The sequence below is a fragment of the Vibrio sp. PSi01 genome (genome assembly GCF_054960695.1).
Genome location: NZ_JBHNYN010000003.1, coordinates 1 through 19,969 on the forward strand (window position 1 = coordinate 1; position 19,969 = coordinate 19,969).

General features: G+C 44.3%; 17 protein-coding genes and 1 pseudogene. 6 read left to right on the forward strand and 12 right to left on the reverse strand.

Annotated elements, in window-relative coordinates; all coding sequences use genetic code 11:
- From ACFI6G_RS05525 to ACFI6G_RS05535, 3 genes and pseudogenes are all read left to right on the forward strand, one after another.
- A pseudogene (locus tag ACFI6G_RS05525) lies at positions 1–81 on the forward strand (OmpA family protein); the annotation flags it as partial.
- Between the two features lie 135 nt (positions 82–216).
- Entirely contained in the window at positions 217–567 is a 351-nt protein-coding gene (locus tag ACFI6G_RS05530) for a DUF2750 domain-containing protein (protein WP_010438559.1), read from the forward strand.
- Between the two features lie 163 nt (positions 568–730).
- The gene (locus ACFI6G_RS05535) at positions 731–2,764 is read left to right on the forward strand and encodes a diguanylate cyclase (protein WP_462710170.1); all 2,034 of its coding nucleotides are present in this window, start codon (positions 731–733) and stop codon (positions 2,762–2,764) included.
- On the opposite strand, the gene queC is transcribed toward ACFI6G_RS05535, so the two are convergent.
- Positions 2,724–3,419 carry a 7-cyano-7-deazaguanine synthase QueC gene (gene queC, locus ACFI6G_RS05540; protein WP_010438554.1) on the reverse strand — a complete coding sequence of 232 codons (696 nt, stop codon included), beginning with the start codon at positions 3,417–3,419 and terminating at the stop codon, positions 2,724–2,726. The genes ACFI6G_RS05535 and queC overlap by 41 nt on opposite strands.
- 74 nt (positions 3,420–3,493) lie before the next feature.
- Positions 3,494–4,162: a 7-carboxy-7-deazaguanine synthase QueE gene (gene queE, locus ACFI6G_RS05545; protein WP_086028617.1), complete on the reverse strand. Its 669-nt coding sequence runs from the start codon at positions 4,160–4,162 to the stop codon at positions 3,494–3,496.
- Positions 4,163–4,347: 185 nt separating this feature from the next.
- On the opposite strand from queE, the gene ACFI6G_RS05550 reads away from it, so the two are divergent.
- Positions 4,348–5,157 carry a Cof-type HAD-IIB family hydrolase gene (locus ACFI6G_RS05550; protein WP_462710171.1) on the forward strand — a complete coding sequence of 270 codons (810 nt, stop codon included), beginning with the start codon at positions 4,348–4,350 and terminating at the stop codon, positions 5,155–5,157.
- Between the two features lie 104 nt (positions 5,158–5,261).
- Here ACFI6G_RS05550 and ACFI6G_RS05555 read toward each other — a convergent pair whose 3' ends face one another.
- The 10 genes from ACFI6G_RS05555 to ACFI6G_RS05600 all read right to left on the reverse strand — a co-directional run bounded on the left by ACFI6G_RS05555 (position 5,262) and on the right by ACFI6G_RS05600 (position 17,658).
- Positions 5,262–6,674 carry a bifunctional NUDIX hydrolase/phosphatase PAP2 family protein gene (locus ACFI6G_RS05555; RefSeq protein WP_462710172.1) on the reverse strand — a complete coding sequence of 471 codons (1,413 nt, stop codon included), beginning with the start codon at positions 6,672–6,674 and terminating at the stop codon, positions 5,262–5,264.
- Positions 6,675–6,757: 83 nt separating this feature from the next.
- The gene (locus ACFI6G_RS05560; RefSeq protein WP_029189209.1) at positions 6,758–7,237 is read right to left on the reverse strand and encodes a GNAT family N-acetyltransferase; all 480 of its coding nucleotides are present in this window, start codon (positions 7,235–7,237) and stop codon (positions 6,758–6,760) included.
- A 185-nt stretch (positions 7,238–7,422) separates the two neighbouring features.
- Positions 7,423–7,824, reverse strand: a complete 402-nt coding sequence (locus tag ACFI6G_RS05565; RefSeq protein ID WP_010438543.1) for a glycine zipper domain-containing protein — start codon at positions 7,822–7,824, stop codon at positions 7,423–7,425.
- A 218-nt stretch (positions 7,825–8,042) separates the two neighbouring features.
- On the reverse strand, positions 8,043–8,489 hold the full coding sequence (locus ACFI6G_RS05570) for a hypothetical protein (protein ID WP_010438541.1): 447 nt from the start codon (positions 8,487–8,489) through the stop codon (positions 8,043–8,045).
- A 148-nt stretch (positions 8,490–8,637) separates the two neighbouring features.
- Entirely contained in the window at positions 8,638–10,542 is a 1,905-nt protein-coding gene (locus ACFI6G_RS05575; protein WP_010438539.1) for a propionyl-CoA synthetase, read from the reverse strand.
- A 117-nt stretch (positions 10,543–10,659) separates the two neighbouring features.
- Positions 10,660–11,832: a 2-methylaconitate cis-trans isomerase PrpF gene (gene prpF / locus ACFI6G_RS05580; RefSeq protein ID WP_102286277.1), complete on the reverse strand. Its 1,173-nt coding sequence runs from the start codon at positions 11,830–11,832 to the stop codon at positions 10,660–10,662.
- A gap of 9 nt (positions 11,833–11,841) precedes the next feature.
- The gene (gene acnD / locus ACFI6G_RS05585; RefSeq protein ID WP_016795601.1) at positions 11,842–14,478 is read right to left on the reverse strand and encodes a Fe/S-dependent 2-methylisocitrate dehydratase AcnD; all 2,637 of its coding nucleotides are present in this window, start codon (positions 14,476–14,478) and stop codon (positions 11,842–11,844) included.
- A gap of 101 nt (positions 14,479–14,579) precedes the next feature.
- Positions 14,580–15,794, reverse strand: a complete 1,215-nt coding sequence (gene prpC, locus ACFI6G_RS05590; RefSeq protein ID WP_010438532.1) for a bifunctional 2-methylcitrate synthase/citrate synthase — start codon at positions 15,792–15,794, stop codon at positions 14,580–14,582.
- Positions 15,795–15,941: 147 nt separating this feature from the next.
- Positions 15,942–16,838, reverse strand: a complete 897-nt coding sequence (prpB, locus tag ACFI6G_RS05595) for a methylisocitrate lyase (protein ID WP_009846616.1) — start codon at positions 16,836–16,838, stop codon at positions 15,942–15,944.
- Positions 16,839–16,938: 100 nt separating this feature from the next.
- A complete protein-coding gene (locus tag ACFI6G_RS05600) occupies positions 16,939–17,658 on the reverse strand; it encodes a GntR family transcriptional regulator (protein ID WP_371965278.1) in 720 nt (239 codons plus the stop codon).
- Positions 17,659–18,238: 580 nt separating this feature from the next.
- On the opposite strand from ACFI6G_RS05600, the gene ACFI6G_RS05605 reads away from it, so the two are divergent.
- Positions 18,239–19,210, forward strand: coding sequence for a tripartite tricarboxylate transporter substrate binding protein (locus ACFI6G_RS05605; RefSeq protein ID WP_371965279.1), 972 nt, complete (start codon positions 18,239–18,241; stop codon positions 19,208–19,210).
- 252 nt (positions 19,211–19,462) lie between these two features.
- Positions 19,463–19,960 (forward strand): tripartite tricarboxylate transporter TctB family protein, encoded by a 498-nt coding sequence (locus ACFI6G_RS05610; RefSeq protein ID WP_010438521.1) that lies wholly within the window; start codon positions 19,463–19,465, stop codon positions 19,958–19,960.
- Positions 19,961–19,969 lie beyond the last annotated feature (9 nt).

A 19,969-nucleotide genomic window follows, 5' to 3' on the forward strand; every position in this document is an offset into this window, starting at 1 on the left:
AGAAAAGTTGTCGCTTCTGTCGCCGGATTCAAAGGCAACATCAAAGAAGAATGGCATATTTTTACAAAAATTGGAAAGTAACCACTCTTAGTTATGCCTCATCTGAAACGTTATCTTTAGGTAGCGTTTCAGTACGCTTATAATTCCTTAAATAGCATATACCTAAGCCGTCTATAATGTTAATCTTGTCACGTTATCAACATAGAGAATTAATCCATGAGCAAACTAACCGCTGATACTCAAGCAAATCTAGAACTTTTCGTTTCTGAAACACAAGAAACTAAACTTGTATGGGGCCTTCGTAACGAAGAAGGTTGGCTAGCATGTGACTCAAGTGAATTCGAAAGCAGCGAAGTGATGCCATTTTGGTCTTCAAAAGAAGATGCTCAGACTCACAACGTTGAAGAGTGGGCTGATTTTGAAGTATTAGAAATCCCACTAGATATCTTTGTAGAAGACTGGCTACTGACTCTTGCTGAAGACGGCGTTCTTGTTGGTACGAACTGGAATGCAACATTAGAAGGCAAAGAGCTTGAACCTTCTGATCTAGCGAAATTGTACATTTAATTTCCAATAGCGGTCGTGCGAATAAGTACGACCGCTATTACCCTGATAACCATCAACAAATCAGAGATACAACTCGCATAAATCACTGTAAGTATCATTCAAAAATTGAAGCAACCTCAAACTAATAATAGAATGTCGTTCTTTATCTGATTGATAGTTCCTCGTGATTCACTCCGTCTTTATTACTTTTCTGCTTTTAACCAGCTTCTATTCTTATGGCCAAGTACCTACATTAGATCGCCATAACAGCTTCCCCGTCAGTGACTCAAACATAAATCTTGATTCTACTCCCAACGCTGACTGGAATGCTCTCTATTTATCCACTTTAACTCGTTCCCCTTCCCGCGCACTGAACATGCTGCAAACACGTTATACGAGCTTAAATCACTATGGAGATAAGCTATACCTTTCTTCATTATTGTACGAATACATGAGTCATCGCTCACAACCATTTTATGGTATTGCTTCAAACAACAGTGAATATCAAGCAATAGAAAAAGCGTTCATTTCAGCGTTAGTAAAAGACAGACAAGGTCACTACGAAGACGCTCAACAGGGCTTTTTGACGCTACTCACTAAGATGCAATCACGCAATGATATAACGGGGCGTGCACTGTTGAAGTACCAACTGTGTCGCTCTCTCAATGAACAAGCCAAATATCACCAAGCTAACTATTACTGTTCTGCACTTCAGAGCGATTTTCAAAACCTCGTTGACCCAGTATTACCCAAATTCGTGACATATCGAGTCATCGCCAACAACCACCATTTTCGTAGTGACTATCAAGCAGCGTTAAATACTTACCTGTCTTTGATCAAAGTATTCCCACAAGGGCATGATATATCGGGCATTTATAACGATGTTGGCAATCTGCTCAAAGAACTAAAACAATATGAAAAATCAGAACAATACCTCAAAGAAGCACTCATACTAAGAGCCGATACTTCTGCTCTAATGAAAGCTCAAGTGCACCATAGCTTAGCCGAACTGTATTTAAGTCAAAGCCAAAGTAACCTAGCAATTAAGCACTTTCAAAAAGCGAGGACAATGCTAAGCGCATCTCCCCATAACTATGGCATCGCTTTGACAAACTTAGGCTTGGGAAAAGCCTACACACAAACACATGATTATGAGTTAGCAAAAACCTATTTGGTTGAGTCTCTTTCTGCCTCTAATGAACTTAACAATAACGTTATTCGTATCAACGCTTATTTGGCATTAAGTGACATGTTCGAAGAACAACAGCTGACAACTGAAGCGCTAAACTACGCACAGCAAGCGTTGGAGTTAGCTGAGCAGGTCACAAGACTTAAATACGTCGCCCAAGCTCTTCTTCAGCTTTCTGATATTCACCAGTCACTCAATGGTTACCAACAGGCTTTTTATTACTATCAGAGACACTCAGCAATACAATTAAAGGCCAGAGATATTGATAACAGGTTAGCTTTTGAGGCTCTTGACCTTACTCATGCCAAATATGAGCAAGAACTGAAGAATTCTTTCCTAACACACCAGACAAAACTCGATCGCCTTCGAATTGAAAAGATGGAGCACCAAAGGTGGATGTACAACATCATCATGTTTGTATTACTCTGCGCTGCCAGCTTTACGGTATTGGCAAACAAGACCATCCGAGCGAGAACCGCGATTGACGCAATGACCAAAGCTTACAACAGGACCGAAATAATACGCAGGATCAAGCGAGTTAGACATTGCCAAAAAAACAAAAAACAACACGTACTCGTTTTACTGGATTTAGATAAATTTAAAGAGATTAATGATGAGCATGGCCACCCAACGGGTGACATAGCACTTGTTCATGTCAGTAACCAAATAAGAAAGCATTTAGTAAAAGGTGAGTTATTTGGACGTTTGGGCGGCGAAGAATTTCTTATTATGCTGACCGATACCAAGCCGTCTGAGGTCCGTGAACGCGTTGAAGAACTGCATTATGCAATATCAAACAGTATTTTCCTGTCAGAAAGCAAAAAGCCACTTAATGTAACCGCGAGTTTTGCTTATCTAGCAACCTCAAACGCACTAAGTGACTTTGATGATCTCTACTCTGTTCTTGACCAAGCATTGTATCAAGCAAAGAGTAATGGTCGAAACTGTATCATTGACGCTTATAACGAACCAATTGACATACCTGAAGCTATTTATACTCAGTCTGTTTACGAACCAACTCAGTCATAATACTTTGACGGTCAACTAAGTAATCGTTAAGGCCGGCCTTTCGTAGTTCACATGCTGGGCAATCACCACAGCCATCACCGATAATACCGTTGTAGCAGGTCAGTGTTTTGTTTCTAACAAGTTCGAGAGCTGAGTACTGATCTGCCAACGCCCATGTTTCAGCTTTGTTCAGCCACATCAGTGGTGTTTTGATATCAAGCTTCTTATCCATGCCTTGCACAAGCGCAGAATTCATCGCTTTTACAAAATCATTACGGCAATCAGGATAGCCAGAGAAATCTGTTTCACACACACCAGTAATCACAGTTTCAGATCCGATCTGGTATGCATAAATACCCGCCAATGTTAAGAACAGAATATTACGACCAGGAACAAAAGAGTTCGGCAATCCATTCTCTTGTAGCTCATGTGATACAGGGATATCGTCACGAGTCAGAGAGCTAATAGCCAACTCATTTAGCAGCGTCACATCCATCACTTTATGCGCTTTCACACCAAGCTCTTTCGATAATGACTGAGCGACTTCGATCTCTAACTTATGGCGCTGACCATAATCAAAAGTAATCGCATGAACTTCATCATACTCTGTTAGTGCCTGAACAAGACATGTAGTTGAGTCTTGACCACCACTGAATACTACAACTGCTTTTTTCATTTCCATACCTATCTAAAACTGGCGAACTATCATAAACGGGAAAACTGTCCGCAAACACGCAAACTGCTGACCAACTAAGCGATACTCAAATACTTATGAGTTTGGATTGATAAGCGCCAATTGCGCTCAATGCAGGTATCAATACAAAGTTGTGTTGCGCGTTCTTTTTGACTAATTGGTTGCAGAGCGACGACCGTTTCACTCGAAACATCCGCTCGCTCCAATAAACCGTCAAGCTGTTCAATGTCTTTGCCTGTACCCACTGGATGCTTAATTTCATTAGCACGTTGTAAGGCACTATCTAAAATATCCAGTTTCGCTTTCATCGCCACTTTTGGTGACACCGTAACCCAAGTGTCAAGTGTCACTTTAACTTCTGATGTTCCACTAGTCTCAATCTGACAACGACAACCATGCTGCTCAAATGCTTTAGTAAGCGGGACAAGATCGTAAATACACGGCTCACCACCAGTAATCACAATGTGCTTCGCAGTGTAACCTTGCTTGATGTATTCATTCACAATTCCTTGAGCATCAATTGCTGACCAAGTTGGTGAATCCTCTGTCTTCACCATGATATCGCCAAGGCTGGTTTCATCTTCAGGTAATGCTTCCCAAGTCTGTTTCGTGTCACACCAAGAACAACCTACTGGGCAAACTTGTAGACGAACAAAAACAGCCGGAACGCCAGTAAACACGCCCTCACCCTGGATGGTTTCAAACATTTCATTAATCTTGTACAACTTTTCCTCAGCTCAATCATTTGGTCAAATAAATCAACCGCAGACCTTAAAGCACTTACCCCCTTTGGTCAAACAAATGAGTACTGATAAATGAGTTGATCAAAGCCCTAGCCTGAAGTTTCAAGTTCCCTTATCCTTTCGTCCATTAGATTTGGTTAACTTTTAATTTTTTGGTAAGGAAAAACATGTACAAACTGATTGCTCTTGATATGGATGGCACACTACTCAACAGTGAAAAAGTGATTTCTCAAGAGAACAAAGACGCGATCGCTAAAGCACGAGCTGCAGGAGTAAAAGTGGTTCTCGCTTCTGGTCGACCTTTAGAAGGTATGCAAAGCAAATTAGACGAGCTTTCAATTAACGGCGAAGATGACTTTGTACTCTTTTACAACGGCTCTATGGTACAGAACGTTTCTACAAAAGAGATCATTCACAGTGAGATCAGCAACGGTAAGGCTGCAAAAGAGATCACAGCACTAGCTGAACAGCTTGGTGGTTATGTTCATGCATTCAGCAAGGTTCACGGCTTAATCACACCTGAAAACAATGAGTTCACCGCTATTGAAGCACGTATTAACGGCTTAGAGATTACCGAGTTCGATTTTTCTCAACTAGAAGATGACCACGAAATCATCAAGACCATGATTGTCGCGGAACCAAGCAAGCTGACTGAAATCATCGGCAAGCTGCCACAAGAGCTTCAGACTCAGTTTACTATCGTACAAAGTGCACCATTCTTCTTAGAGTTCCTAAACCCAAAATCAAACAAGGGTGTCGGTATTGAAGCGATAGCGAAACACTTAGGCATTAAATCGGAAGAAGTAATCTGCATGGGTGATGCTGAAAACGATCACCATATGCTTGAATACGCAGGCCTTGGCATTGCAATGGACAACGCAATGGAAGAAACCAAGAAACTGGCGGATCACATCACAGCAAGCAACGACGACCATGGTGTAGCGGTCGCGATTGAGAAGTTTATCTTCAACTCGTAAGCACTAGATAGAGCCCTCTACTTTATCTAACTCACCTAAAATACATTGATATAAATAAGGCTGTGCATTGCACAGCCTTCTTTTTACATGAATCGTTCTACTTATTATTTTCTAGCCCAAGGCAGACGAAATGCCACCACACCAAACAAAATCAAGATTGGGAAACGTAACGTTTCAATAATAAATGAAGCAATACCACTGAAAGAGACAAAGCTTCCTGCCCAGCTAATCAGCAGATTTCCCGCTAACAACATAGCCATCACTCCAAGAACGATCTTGAATGAGAACTGACCGACCAAAGGTTTCGAGTCTGTTAACGTAACTAGGCATGCAATCGTCATCAAAATCGCCACCCAGAATGAGAATGTTGGCAATGGCCATATCACCGTGAGAACAACCGACAGTAAGCACAATGCCCACCAAACACCTTTAGAACTTAATAAGGCACTGATATCTACATCCGGTTTCGCGTCTAATCTCACGATATGCCACGTCGTTAATGCACCTAATACTCCACCCATTAATACATCACTAAAAAACGCACTGCCTGAATAAGACTTAAATAGCATGATCCACAGCAGGCCAGCGAGCACTATCAGAATAGCTTTTTGCTCCAAGAGGCGATTTAGTTTCCAAAAGACTAACAAGGTTAAACTTACCCATAACGCAGCTAAGAGACTTGGGAAACTATACCCACTGCTCATCACTAACTTTAAAGTTGGAAGGTAGGCATGGGGACGAGGAAAGCCAAAACCTTGGTGGGCGATCAATGTCAGTAACGTTACAGATATCAAAGTGAAGCCAAACTTCAACGCGAAGTTACGGCCAAAATACCAAGTAATTAGCGGCAATATCACGATGAAAAACCAAGGATTTGCTAACAAATCGGTCAATAGCACCGTACTAGAAAACGCGCTCGGTATGATGTCGAATATATTTTGAAGTGAAATGATCCAACCTAATTCTAGTTGATGGACTTTAGGTGCCGCGCCCACCAGCTCAGTCACATACGTCACCGGTTGGTCCGTCGCGGATAAAAACAGCTCATTAATCTCAGACCACTGTTCTGGATAGCGGTACTGATGATCTTGCAATTCAGCAGGAGGAAGTAACATCGCTCGGCTGACTTCCACGCCGTAATGAGGCGCAAACCAAATCGGCAGCTCAAAGCCACCCAACTCATTTCGAGCTTTGTAGCTGATCACTTCAGAATCGGAGATACAATCAAACACGACGGCACTGTCGGTATAACCCAGCACATCACCGACCGTTACCGACAAACCCGCCTCTTCCCATGTTTCACGCTGCGCTGCTACGGCTGGCGATTCACCAGCAACGACAGTACCACCCGGAAGAGATAAATGACCTGTGATCAATTCGTCAACTAAAACGATTTGGTTATCAACACGTACTACACACAAAGCGCCCGCAATATCGTCAGGCAAAGTGTTATTAGCCCATGCGGAAGTAGCACTCAAAAGAGATAAAATAAAAACGAATAAATGTCGAATAATCAACGAATTTACCTAAAATAAAAGAAGAAGTTTAAGACTGCTAATGCATCACGTCTATTGTAATCAAAGCGGCACAAAATCGCTGTCTATGTTTTGCGCAGAGACTTCCTCATCCATTGAATGTGAGGAGTGAACCCCATTTTTTGATAGAAGTGCTTGGCAGGCGAATTAAAGTCCCAAACCTCTACAAAGACTTGTTCAACACCGTAATCATCAAAAGTAGCTTCAACTTTGCTAAACAACTTTTCAGCAATCGATTCTTTGCGATAATCAGGCAAGACAAACAGTTCATCTACACTCCCCATCGGCACTGGTTTACTTACCGTTGAGATAAGCTCACAAAAATGCCCAGAGATAAAGCCAACAATCAGCTCACCTTTTAATGCCACGTAGACTAAGCATTCAGGATCATCCAAGTAACGTGCAATGCTTTTTTCCTGCTCAATCTCTTCTGCCGTTTTAAAGTGCTCTGGGCTAGCGAGGTGATGATGATGGTGGAGATCGAACATTAACTCGTTAAGATGTTCCAAATCCGTGTGCTTTGCGGCCCTTAAGGTGACATTCATGACTATTGTGCTTCTCAAACCAAATTAATATTTAAACTGAGTCTAGTTTACTTGCCGCGAGTATCTATACAAGTTATTGAATTAATTCATTGTTTGAAGTGCGTATTTTAGATACAAAAACGGCCACATTACGTGGCCATTCTGTTTAAATAATTTAGAATTAAACGAATATCTAGGCTTTAGCTTTATGCGCCGTTATCTTCTTTCTCTTCTTTGAGTTCAGCAAGCTGTTGTTCTAGTTCGATAAGTTTAATTTCAGCCTCAACTTCAGCAACTCGCTTTTCAGCATCGGTGCGATTATCTTGTGCTAAGCCATCAGCAGTCACTTGAGTTCTTTGAGCATTTCTTGCGTCATCCGTATCTTTCATCGAACCAGCTACACCACCTGTCACACCTCCTAGTGCTGCACCTTTAACCGCTAAGCTTGCATCTCCTGTCAACGCTCCAGCCGTTGCTCCTAGTAAGGCACCACCAATAGCACCACGATTACGCGCTGCATTTTCATTTTCGTTATCAGTGGCAGGAGATGCACAGCCAGAAAGAGTCACAATCAGTGTCGCTAAAAGAAAAGGTTTAGTGAATGTCATAGGTGTCTCGCTTTGGTTTCGTTTGGAATGAAGTCATCTTAAACAGAACACCTAACAACATAAATAAAGACCAGTTTAGATGATATATAACGGTTGATTATGTATTAGTCGCTCAACACTTCAGGATTGGGAAACATTTGATTTATTAGTCACTCCGCAAAAACAAAAAGACGATCAGTAGGGCCGTCTCAATAACTCTTGTGACTGGGTGGTAAGCGTTAGCTCCTCGACCAAAATTTCTGAATATTTTCTGCGCTTGGAGGCGGTCTTACACCACAATCTCGATAGTGGTTTTTATCACCAATCCCCAGTATTTTACCATTTCGTTCATCAATCATCGCAGCCACTTTAACACCGTCTCCAATATGCCGAGTCAACACGACAATTTCACTCGCTCTTTCAGATCTTACAGCGCCTAGGATTTGATATTCGTAGCGACCTTTCCTTGAATTAACGATCATCTTCGAGTTAATAGGGTCGGCTTCATACCCCACGCCCATATCAAAAACCGCTTGATAGAGATCGACGCCAGTCTTGGACACACATTTAAATATCTTGGGATGACTCAATTGCTCTAACAACACTCTACTCGCTTCATCCTTTGAAATACTGTCACTAGCAGCACCACTGACCAGTAAAGCAATCAATAAAAAGTAAACTCGCATAAAAAAGACCTCAATATGTGGGGTTCATAATGAGGTCATAGTAGACGCAATGGATAAGCGGATGAAGAAAGTAGAGTTTAGGTAAACCATCACGCTGGGTTATGCATAAATCAACAAGCCGAAGATCAAATTGCCCAAACAGCTAAGCCTATTTACCGAGCTTTTCAGCAATTTCAGTTAAGCTGGTAGGGTCGTCAATCGTCGAAGGTACCACGTACTGTTCACCTTCTGCGATCTGTCGAATAGTTCTACGCAAGATCTTACCTGAACGAGTTTTCGGTAATCTCTCTACCACTAAAGCTTGTTTGAAACAGGCAACAGCGCCGATTTCGTTACGAACCTTACCAACCAGTTCGGCTTGTAGCTCAATGCCATCTACTTTTATTCCGTCCTTTAACACAACTAGGCCAAGCGGTAGCTGCCCTTTCAAGTCATCATGAATACCGACAACGGCACATTCTGCAATCGCGGGGTGACCACCAACGATCTCTTCCATTTCCCCAGTAGACAAGCGATGCCCTGCAACGTTGATCACATCATCAATGCGCCCCATGATAAACAAATATCCCTCATCATCGAGGTAGCCGCCATCACCGGAGACATAGTAACCCGGGAATTGGCTCAGATAGCCGGATTCAAATCGATCATGATTACGCCATACCGTGGGTAGACACCCGGGTGGCAACGGGCGTTTGAGCGCCACAAAACCTTGTTGATTGGGCAGAGCAAGCTCACCTAATTCATTAAGAATTTCTACTTGGTAACCGGGTACTGGCTTGGTTGAAGAACCCGCTTTTACAGGCAAAGATTCAAGCCCTGTCGGATTTGCAGAAATAGCCCAACCCGTTTCGGTTTGCCACCAGTGATCGATAACCGGTTTATTGGTATGAGACTCGACCCAATCCAATGTTGGCGGGTCCAAACGCTCTCCTGCCATAAAAATCGACTTGAGCGATGATAAGTCATATTTGGTAAGTAACTCGCCTTCGGGATCTTCTTTCTTGATTGCTCTAAATGCTGTAGGTGCAGAAAACAACACGTCCACTTTGTACTCTTCACACACACGCCAAAACGCTCCTGGATCGGGTGTTCTCACCGGCTTACCTTCAAACAGAATAGAGGTGCAACCGTGAATCAGTGGCGCATACACAATATAGGAATGCCCAACCACCCAACCCACGTCAGATGCCGCCCAAAAAACACCATCTTGCGGCATATCGTAGATAGTGCTCATCGAGTACTTCATCGCGACCGCGTGACCACCATTATCACGGACTACGCCTTTCGGCTTACCGGTGGTTCCCGATGTATAGAGGATATATAAAGGATCGGTTGCCAAAACGGGAACGCAGCTATGTGGCAGAGAATCCGCAACGGCCTGCTGCCAGAGTACATCTCTATCTTGGTTCAGTTCAGCCAGGCATTGCTCTCTTTGGAATAGCACGACTTTTTCTGGTTTCCAACGGCTGTCCATGATCGCTCTGTCGACCATTTGCTTATATGGCAGAACCTTGTTTATCTCGATCCCACAAGACGCTGTAATCAACACTTTTGGTTCAGCATCTTCGATACGAACTGCTAATTCATGAGGGGCAAAGCCACCAAACACCACTGAGTGCACCGCACCGAGTCGAGCACAGGCCAGCATGGCCATAGCCGCTTCCGGAATCATTGGCATATAAATCACCACACGATCGCCTTTGGTCACGCCCTGTGTTGCCAACATGCCTGCGACTTTTGCCACTTGGTCACGTAATTTGTTGTAAGTGTAGGACGACTGAGTACCCGTTACAGGCGAGTCGTAAATCAACGCCACTTTATCACCGCGACCATTTTCACAATGATAATCCAGCGCCAACCAACACGTATTCATCACCCCATCAGGAAACCAACGTTCAATACCGTTATCATCAGTTTGTAATATCGTTTTCGGTGACTCAAACCAATCTATCGCTTGTGATTGTGTTTCCCAAAACGAATTAGGGTCTTCCCTCGCCCATTGGTACTCGGTGATATAGTCTGTTTTTCTGTTCATTCGATTCGTAGCAGACATAGTGCCTCCTCCATGATTAATCCATTAGTCCAAGCGCCTTGCTTTTGGCTGTTCACTTGGGTGCACTCTTTTCTCAGCGTTGTGTTCGTGGATATTTAACCGTTCACGACAATTGCTTTACTTAGGAAAAGGCACACGGATGGCACCTTCCATGATCACTCGGGCACTACGACTCATTATCGCCCGTTCTATTTTCCAACCGCTTTCCGTCTGAATAGCTTTAGCACCCACTTTTAAGGTTCCTGATGGATGACCAAAGGTAACAAAATCTCGGGAACCCTCACCGACTGCCAAGTTCACTAACGTACCTGGCACACTCGCCGCTGAAGCAATGGCGACCGCAGCCGTACCCATCATGGCGTGATGCAGTTGTCCCATAGACAAAGCACGCACCAGAAGATCAGTATCCTCGGCAGCGACCGATTTACCACTGGAAGCTTGGTACGCTTGAGGCTTAGCAACAAACGCGACTTTAGGTGTGTGTTGGCGTGATTCAGCTTGTTCTAAAGAATCAATCAGCCCCATCGCTACTGCACCATGTGCTCGGATGGATTCAAACAGAGCCAAAGCTTTGGCATCACTATTGATATCAGATTGAAGCTCTGTACCTTGATAACCAACCGATTCAGCATCAACAAAAACGGTGGGTATCCCTGCATTGATGTATGTTGCTTTGATGCAGCCCAATTCGGGAACATCTAAAAAATCGACAACATTCCCTGTAGGGAACATCGAACCACTCGCATCGGCAGGGTCAAGAAAATCGACTTGGATCTCAGCGGCAGGAAAAGTCACACCATCAAGTTTAAAGTCACCTAACTCTTGGACTTCACCATTGGTGATAGGCACATGAACAATAATGGTTTTCTGGATATTCACTTGCCATACTCGCACCTCAACAACACCGTTTTCAGGGATACGAGTCAAGTCAACCAAGCCACTATGAATAGCGAACGGACCGACCGCTGCAGACAAGTTCCCACAGTTACCACTCCAATCCACAAACGTCTTATCTATCGCCACTTGGCCGAATAGGTAATCAACATCGTGATCGGCTTTACTGCTTTTCGAAACAATCACGGTTTTACTGGTACTCGATGTTGCACCACCCATACCATCGGTTTGTTTACCATAAGGGTCTGGACTGCCAATCACTCTCAACAACAATGTATCTCTCGCTTCTCCAGCAACTTGCGTTGATTGAGGTAAATCACTTAGATTGAAGAAAACCCCTTTGCTCGTGCCTCCTCGCATATAAGTTGCAGGCACTTTGATCTGTTTGTTTGTCATATCAAGCTCCTACTGTGCAAGAAAGTCTTTGGCAAAACGCTGCAATACACCACCAGCGCTGTACACGTTCACTTCGTCTGCAGTGTCTAGTCGACAGGTCACGGGAACATCAAGCTTTTCACCGTTTTTACGAGTAATGACTAGAGCCAAATCAGAACCTGCTTGGATGTCACCATAAACGTCGTAAAGCTCGGTACCGTCCAATTCTAAGGTGTTGCGATTGGTCCCCGCTTTGAATTGCAGAGGCAGTACGCCCATGCCAACCAAGTTGGTTCTGTGAATTCGTTCAAACCCTTCTGCCACAATCACTTCAACACCCGCTAAACGCACACCTTTGGCAGCCCAATCTCGTGATGAACCTTGTCCATAATCCGCACCCGCCACGACAATCAAAGGCTGTTTACGGTTCATGTAGGTTTCTATCGCTTCCCACATTCGCGTAACTTGCCCATCGGGTTCAACTCTTGCCAATGAACCTTGCACGACTTCCCCAGCGTCCTTCACCATTTCGTTAAACAGCTTAGGGTTGGCGAATGTTGCTCGTTGCGCGGTTAAGTGATCACCTCGATGGGTCGCGTAAGAGTTAAAGTCTTCTTCTGGCACTTCCATTTTCGCCAAGTACTCACCTGCCGCACTCGAAGCGAGAATCGCATTTGAAGGTGATAGATGATCCGTGGTGATGTTGTCGCCAAGAATCGCTAACGGTCTCATACCTGAAAGGCTTCGTTCACCCGCAAGAGCTCCTTCCCAATAAGGTGGCCTGCGAATATAGGTACTTTTAGGTCTCCAATCATAAAGCGGTTCAGTAGTCACCTGCTCTTCGTCTGGCTGGAACATTTTCACGTAGATTTGTTGGAATTGCTGAGGCTTAACATGCTCACCGACAACCGCATCAATTTCGGCATCACTTGGCCACAAATCACTTAGATAGATTGGCTTACCATTGCTGTCATTACCTAAGCTGTCTTTCTCGATATCAAAGCGAATCGTGCCTGCCAAGGCATAAGCAACCACCAATGGCGGTGAGGCTAAAAACGCTTGTTTAGCATAAGGATGAATTCGACCATCGAAATTTCGATTCCCAGATAACACAGCGGTTGAATACAGGTCGCGGTCGGTGATTTCTTGTTGGATTTTAGGATCTAAGGACCCGCTCATTCCGTTACAGGTAGTGCACGCATAGCCCACGATACCAAAACCAAGCTGTTCCAACTCAGGAAGCAAACCTGCAGATTCAAGATAGAGCTTGGCAACTTTAGAACCCGGAGCAAAAGAGGTTTTCACCCATGGCTTACGAACTAACCCAAGCTGATTGGCCTTCTTAGCCACCAATGCTGCGGCGACTACGTTTCTTGGATTACTGGTGTTTGTACAAGAAGTAATTGCAGCAATAATCACAGCACCATCGGGCATTTGTTCATCGCTATATTTCGCCGAATGTTGTTCTTTCCACGATGATTGGCTAATGCCTTGTTTGGCAAGTTCACTGGTTGGTAAACGACGATGGGGATTGGATGGCCCTGCAAGGTTGCGCTCAACTTTAGACAAATCAAACTCAAGCACACGCTCGTATTGAGCGGAATCTAAATCATCGGCCCATAAGCCAGTTTGCTTAGCGTATAGCTCAACTAACTCAACCTGTTCAGGCTCGCGTCCTGTCAGCTTTAGGTATTGTATGGTCTGTTCATCGATATAGAACATACCTGCTGTCGCGCCGTATTCTGGCGTCATATTCGATATAGTTGCGCGGTCACCAATGGTCAGTGCACGAGCCCCTTCACCGAAGAACTCTAGATAACTGGAAACCACTCTCTGATTACGAAGAAACTCTGTAATCGCAAGCACAATATCCGTTGCGGTTATCCCTTCTTGTCGTTGACCCGTCAGTTTAACGCCCACGATATCAGGCAAGCGCATCATCGATGGACGACCGAGCATCACAGTCTCAGCTTCCAAACCACCTACACCTATTGCAATAACACCCAGAGCATCAACATGAGGAGTATGGCTATCGGTCCCGACACAGGTATCAGGAAACGCGATGCCTTCTTTAGATTGAATCACTGGAGACATTTTCTCCAAGTTAATCTGGTGCATAATTCCATTACCCGCAGGAATCACACTCACGTTTTTAAACGCGGTTTTACACCATTCAATAAAATGAAAACGGTCTTCGTTTCTGCGCTCTTCAATCGCGCGGTTTTTATCAAATGCTTCGTTATCAAACCCGGCATGTTCCACAGCCAAAGAGTGATCAACAATCAGTTGAGTTTCGACCACTGGGTTCACCTTGGCAGGGTCTCCGCCTTGGTCGGCAATCGCGTCTCTTAATCCAGCCAAATCTACTAGGGCTGTTTGACCAAGAATGTCATGACACACCACACGCGCAGGATACCAAGGGAAATCAAGGTCACTCTTGCGTTCAATGATCTGTTTTAAGCTGTCTTCAAGGATTTCAGGATCACAGCGTCTTACTAATTGCTCTGCCAATACTCTCGACGTATAAGGCAAGGTTTTATAACTGCCCGGAGATATCGCTTCTACCGCTTCGCAAGCATCGAAATACTCTAAATGAGTTCCGGGTAAAAGTTTCCGGTACTGATTTTTATCAAGGTACTGAGCTTGTTCAAGTTTTACATCAGACATACATCCACCATTATCTGTTAAATTCTATTCGTTGGTTCTTGAGGCCTTGTCGTATGAAGACGGAAGTCACCTCAAGACATAAGTCGGCTCGTTATAGAGGGCTAACGTAGATGAATAGGTAACCATTCTTGATGCTCTGGCCCGGTGTAGTCTGCACTTGGACGAATGATGCGATTGTTTTCTCTTTGCTCGAACACATGCGCCGTCCAACCGGTAAGGCGACTCATCACAAAGATAGGCGTAAATAATTTGGTAGGGATATCCATGAAGTGATAGGCCGATGCATGGAAGAAGTCAGCATTACAGAACAAGCCTTTCTCGCGCTTCATAACCGCTTCAACACGCTCTGAAACGGCGTAAAGCTGTTTATCACCGACCTCTTGAGCTAGCTCTTTTGACCAACGCTTGATTAGAGCATTTCGTGGGTCGCTTTCACGATAAATGGCATGACCGAAGCCCATGATTTTGTCTTTGTTAGCAAGCATCTGCATGATGTTAGTTTCTGCTTCATCGGCGGTTTTCCAATCTTGGATCATTTCCATTGCCGCTTCATTCGCACCGCCATGTAAAGAACCTCTTAGTGTGCCAATTGCTGCTGTAACGCACGAATGAATATCTGACAGTGTTGATGCACAGACACGGGCAGCAAAAGTAGATGCGTTAAACTCATGCTCTGCGTAAAGCGTTAGCGAACAGTGCATTACCTGCTTATGCAGTTCACTCGGCGCTTTATCTGTTAGCATTTTCAAGAAGTAGCCACCCAGACAGACTTCGCTTTGATCTTCAGTATCAATGCGCACGCCATCGTGGCTAAAGCGATACCAATAACAAATAATCGCAGGGAAAAGCGCAAGCATTCGTTCGGTCGCGAACAGTTGCTCAGAGAAGTCAGACTCTTGCTCTAGATTACCTAACATTGAACAACCCGTTCTCATCACATCCATTGGGTGAGCGTCTGCAGGAATAAGCTCTAGTGCTGCTTTCAAAGGTTGAGGTAAGCCGCGTAGACCAACCAACAATGTTTTGTAATCGTCTAGCTCTTTGGCATTGGGTAAGTGACCTCTTAGTAGCAGGTGCGCCACTTCTTCGAACTGAGCGTGATTAGCAAGATCGGTAATATCATAACCACGGTAGGTTAAGCCGGTTCCTGATTTTCCTACCGTACATAGCGCCGTAGTTCCCGCACTCTGACCACGTAGACCAGCACCACCGATTGCAGGTGCGCTTGCTGGTTTGCTTTCGGGTTTTTCGCTTTGTTGTTGGTTTTCTGTTGAAGCCTTTTCGACAGCTGCTTTATCACTCAAAGATACAGACATGATGAACTCCTTTTCTGTATTAGCCGCCTGCACTCTTTGGTGCTGCCTGTTTATATGTCCGATGATCTTTATCATCGGTACTGGATATGGCGACTAACCATTTCACGTTATTGGATTAAGTTGATTTTGGATTAATTGAAACGGGATTTACCCTTCACTTGAAAACAACTGATCAAGCTTGTTTTCGTAGTCGTGGTAATTCAGGTGTTCGTAAAGCTCTTTACGGGTTTGCATTGAATCCAACAGAGCTTCTTGATTGCCTTCAACTAACAAGTGCTTGTAAACATTCTCCGCCGCTTTGTTCATCGCACGGAACGCACTCAATGGATAAAGCACCATGTCGACACTTGATTGGGCCAACTCGTTACAGTTGTAGAGTGGCGTTTGGCCAAACTCAGTGATGTTCGCAAGAATAGGCACGTGCTTACCCGTTGCTGATTTCAACGCCGCCGAGAACTTCACGTATTGGTCTAGCTGATTCATCGCCTCAGGGAAAATCATGTCAGCGCCCGCTTCAACACACGCAATCGCTCGTTCAATCGCACTATCAATACCTTCAACCGCCAATGCATCCGTACGCGCCATAATCACAAAGCTCTCATCGGTTCTAGCATCGGTTGCCGCTTTGACTCTATCGACCATCTCTTGCTGGCTAACAATCGCTTTATTTGGTCGATGACCACAGCGTTTCTGGGCCACTTGATCTTCCATATGAATTGCAGCTGCGCCTGCCTTCTCCATAGCGCGAATGGTACGTGCAATATTAAATGCGCCACCAAAACCCGTATCGATATCCACCAGCAAAGGCAAATCACACGCATTGGTAATACGTTCAACATCCACCAACACATCGTTCAATGTGGTGATACCTAAATCAGGCAAACCATAAGACGCATTGGCGATGCCTCCACCAGATAGGTAAATAGCTTGATGCCCCAAGTTCTTTGCCATCATCGCGCAATACGGATTCACCGTACCGACGATCTGCAATGGGTCGTTGTCTTGCACAGCTTGTCGGAACTTTGCTCCTGCTGATAACTTCATAATGACGCTCCCTGTTAATTGTTTATTTCTAGCTAACCTTTAAGACTTACGGCTTTTGGTTATCGCCAGCACTGATCCGCTGACAGATTCCAATGGTCGCTTAATCAAGATCTTTGGATTGAATTTGTTGTTCTATCAGCAATCGACTGCCCGAGATGTGTCGTCGCATTAGCATTTCTGCTAGCTCTTCATCTCGATTACGAATCGCTTGTAGGATGTATTTGTGTTCATCGAGCGCCTCTTTTGGTCGAGACTGAGCCCTAGGCGATTGATAGCGGTACATTCGTAATAGGTGATAAAGCTCGTCACACAACAGCGAAATGAGTTTGCTGTTACGACTCGCTTTGATAATGCGGTAATGGAAATCGAAGTCGCCATGTTGATGGAAGTATGATGAACCTTCGACTTCATCGATATGTTTAGAATGTGTCGACAATAAGCCTTCAAGCCCAATCAACTCATCTTGTGTGATGTGCCTCGCTGCTAATCGCGCAGCCATACCTTCCAATGCTTCTCTCACCGCGTACAGCTCTAGCAGTTTCTCTGCAGAAAAGGTAATAACTCGAGCTCCGACATGAGGAATACGTTCGATCAGGCCAAGCCCTTCGACCCGCATTATCGCTTCACGCAAAGGACCTCGACTTACCTCGAAGCGTTTAGCCAGTTCAGGCTCCGAGATCTTACTGCCCGGTGCTAATTCACCGTCCACAATCGCCTCAACGAGGTATTCCGTCAGATTTTCTGACTTAGTGTTTTCTTTATCGCTCACACGAGTTTTCGTGTTTGCACTTAAGGTGAGATCTTTTATCGCAGTATTCATATTCACGCTGCTCACTTCTGATTGCCGACCCTAACTGTCAACAATTTCATAACATGAACATAAAATACACGATCAAATTGTCGACAATCAAGTGGATTGTCGACAATTTAGACTAAGGTAGTATTTTTTATAAACAATAAAACTTGCTAAAAACGAACAATAAATAACTTAAACATTTGTTTCTTATGAATCCAATCAGAAAAGAACCCTTCAACCCCTTGCCTATTCCAAAATGATTTAAAAAACGATGTGTCGACAACTTACAGCCGAACTAGTCAAACGCAGCTCATTTTCCGCATAGGCACCTGATCGCTCGCATACAAAGACAAAGAAGACGGCTGATGTGCCCTTCTTTTTATGTCTCACAGCGAATAGTGACATTAATCCCTCCCGTAAACTTTATGAACTTTATTCACCCAATGTTCTTTATTCTCAATATCGCCGCATTAAAGACAATTCATTAACACATCGTTAACTTTAACCTTACCTGCTAAGCAATGTCCTACTCGTGTTTAGCAGCTATATATAAAACATAAGTTTCTCTCCATTGAAGAGATCCCCTACATAAGGAACGTGAACCATGTTCAAGGCACTGAAACCTACTCTTGCGGCTTCTATTATCGCAGCTACCTTTTCTTTCAACACTTTTGCTGCTGACGTAGAGAAAATCCACTTCCTAATCCCTGGCGGCGCTGGTGGCGGTTGGGATATGACAGCTCGTGGTACGGGTGATGTATTGGTCAAATCAGACATCGTAGAAAATGTCTCTTTCCAAAACTTGTCTGGTGGTGGTGGTGGTAAAGCTATTGCTCATCTAATCGAGACCGCTAAGCGTCAGGAAGATACACTGATGGTTAACTCGACTCCTATCGTTGTACGCTCGTTGACCGGGATTTTCCCTCAATCTTTCCGAGATCTAACGCCAGTTGCTGCAACCATTGCCGACTACGGTGCAATCGTGGCGTCTGCGGATTCTAAATACAACTCTTGGAAAGACGTGGTTAAAGAATTTGAAGCCAATCCCCGTAAAGTAAAAATTGCAGGCGGCTCAGCTCGTGGCAGTATGGACCACCTAGTAGTCGCTGCAGCGTTTAAAGGCGAAGGTTTCGACGCTAAGAAAGTACGTTACATCGCCTATGATGCAGGAGGTAAAGCGATGGCTGCTCTACTATCTGGCGAAACACAGCTGCTTTCGACAGGCCTTGGTGAAGTGCTAGAGATGTCTAAATCGGGTCAAGTTAAAGTGCTTGCAGTCACGGCACCAAAACGACTTGATGCTGCACCAAACATCCCGACGCTCACGGAATATGGCAACGAAACCGTATTTGCTAACTGGCGTGGTTTCTTTGCAGCTCCAGGCACGAGCCAAGCAAAGATTGATGAATGGAATGTAGCGCTTGGCAAGATGTACAAGACCGACGAATGGCAGGTGGTCCGTGACCGTAATGGTTGGATTGACAACTACAAAGCTGACAAAGACTTCTACGCCTTCCTAGAAGATCAAGAAAAGCAAATGGGCGACCTCATGCGTGAGCTTGGTTTCTTGAAATAACCAATACTAGAGAGGGTATCTTACCCATACCCTCTTCACTATTCTCTTGTTTCGCCGTACATGAGTTAACTTCAAACTCCTTTGTTTATCCGTATCGAATTACTAAAACTTGTCGAATCGTTGTAGACGCAAGTGGCTTGAACATTAAGCATTGTAATCCGCTTACCTTAGGTTAGTGATCCCAGACATTATTCATTAACTCGCTCATGTACGGTTTTTTACTTTTCTATACCACCCTAAACGGAGTTGGATATGTCGGACCTACCAACCAAATTTTTAAGTAAAGAATACTTGCTATGTCGCGATCGCGTCGGGGCAATGATTTTTTTACTCGTGTGCCTTTGCTACGGCTATCAAACCACACTCATTCCCCTTTTCCCTGGCGACGAGTACGAACCCTTTACGGCTCGCACATTACCAACATTACTAACCATTGCAGGTATTGGTTTATCGTTAGTATTGCTTGTCACCGGACAAGTAGACAAAGACAGCGGAGCTATTTCTGACTTTGATTGGAAACTACTGATTGGCTTTTTAGTATTGATGGCACTGTACGGTGTTGGTCTTACTTACCTTGGCTTTGTTCTGGCAACGAGCTTCTTCTTGCTTGCTGGCTTTTACTTATTGGGTGAACGCCGTAAAGCTGTTTTATTTGGCGCGTCGTTTCCTTTCGTTATCGCGTTCTTTCTTCTATTAACTCAAGGCTTAGATATCTACCTAGAGCCTGGTTTAATCTTCACTCTTTGGTAGGGATAACAT

Bases quoted from the DNA above. Each gene is read 5' to 3' on its own strand.
- ACFI6G_RS05610 (WP_010438521.1), top strand. From the start codon at position 19,463: ATGTCGGACCTACCAACCAAATTTTTAAGTAAAGAATACTTGCTATGT.
- prpC (WP_010438532.1), bottom strand. From the start codon at position 15,794: ATGTCTGTATCTTTGAGTGATAAAGCAGCTGTCGAAAAGGCTTCAACA.
- queC (WP_010438554.1), bottom strand. From the start codon at position 3,419: ATGAAAAAAGCAGTTGTAGTATTCAGTGGTGGTCAAGACTCAACTACA.
- ACFI6G_RS05565 (WP_010438543.1), bottom strand. From the start codon at position 7,824: ATGACATTCACTAAACCTTTTCTTTTAGCGACACTGATTGTGACTCTT.
- ACFI6G_RS05570 (WP_010438541.1), bottom strand. From the start codon at position 8,489: ATGCGAGTTTACTTTTTATTGATTGCTTTACTGGTCAGTGGTGCTGCT.
- ACFI6G_RS05560 (WP_029189209.1), bottom strand. From the start codon at position 7,237: ATGAATGTCACCTTAAGGGCCGCAAAGCACACGGATTTGGAACATCTT.
- ACFI6G_RS05530 (WP_010438559.1), top strand. From the start codon at position 217: ATGAGCAAACTAACCGCTGATACTCAAGCAAATCTAGAACTTTTCGTT.
- ACFI6G_RS05605 (WP_371965279.1), top strand. From the start codon at position 18,239: ATGTTCAAGGCACTGAAACCTACTCTTGCGGCTTCTATTATCGCAGCT.
- prpF (WP_102286277.1), bottom strand. From the start codon at position 11,832: ATGACAAACAAACAGATCAAAGTGCCTGCAACTTATATGCGAGGAGGC.
- acnD (WP_016795601.1), bottom strand. From the start codon at position 14,478: ATGTCTGATGTAAAACTTGAACAAGCTCAGTACCTTGATAAAAATCAG.
- prpB (WP_009846616.1), bottom strand. From the start codon at position 16,838: ATGAAGTTATCAGCAGGAGCAAAGTTCCGACAAGCTGTGCAAGACAAC.
- ACFI6G_RS05600 (WP_371965278.1), bottom strand. From the start codon at position 17,658: ATGAATACTGCGATAAAAGATCTCACCTTAAGTGCAAACACGAAAACT.
- ACFI6G_RS05550 (WP_462710171.1), top strand. From the start codon at position 4,348: ATGTACAAACTGATTGCTCTTGATATGGATGGCACACTACTCAACAGT.
- ACFI6G_RS05575 (WP_010438539.1), bottom strand. From the start codon at position 10,542: ATGTCTGCTACGAATCGAATGAACAGAAAAACAGACTATATCACCGAG.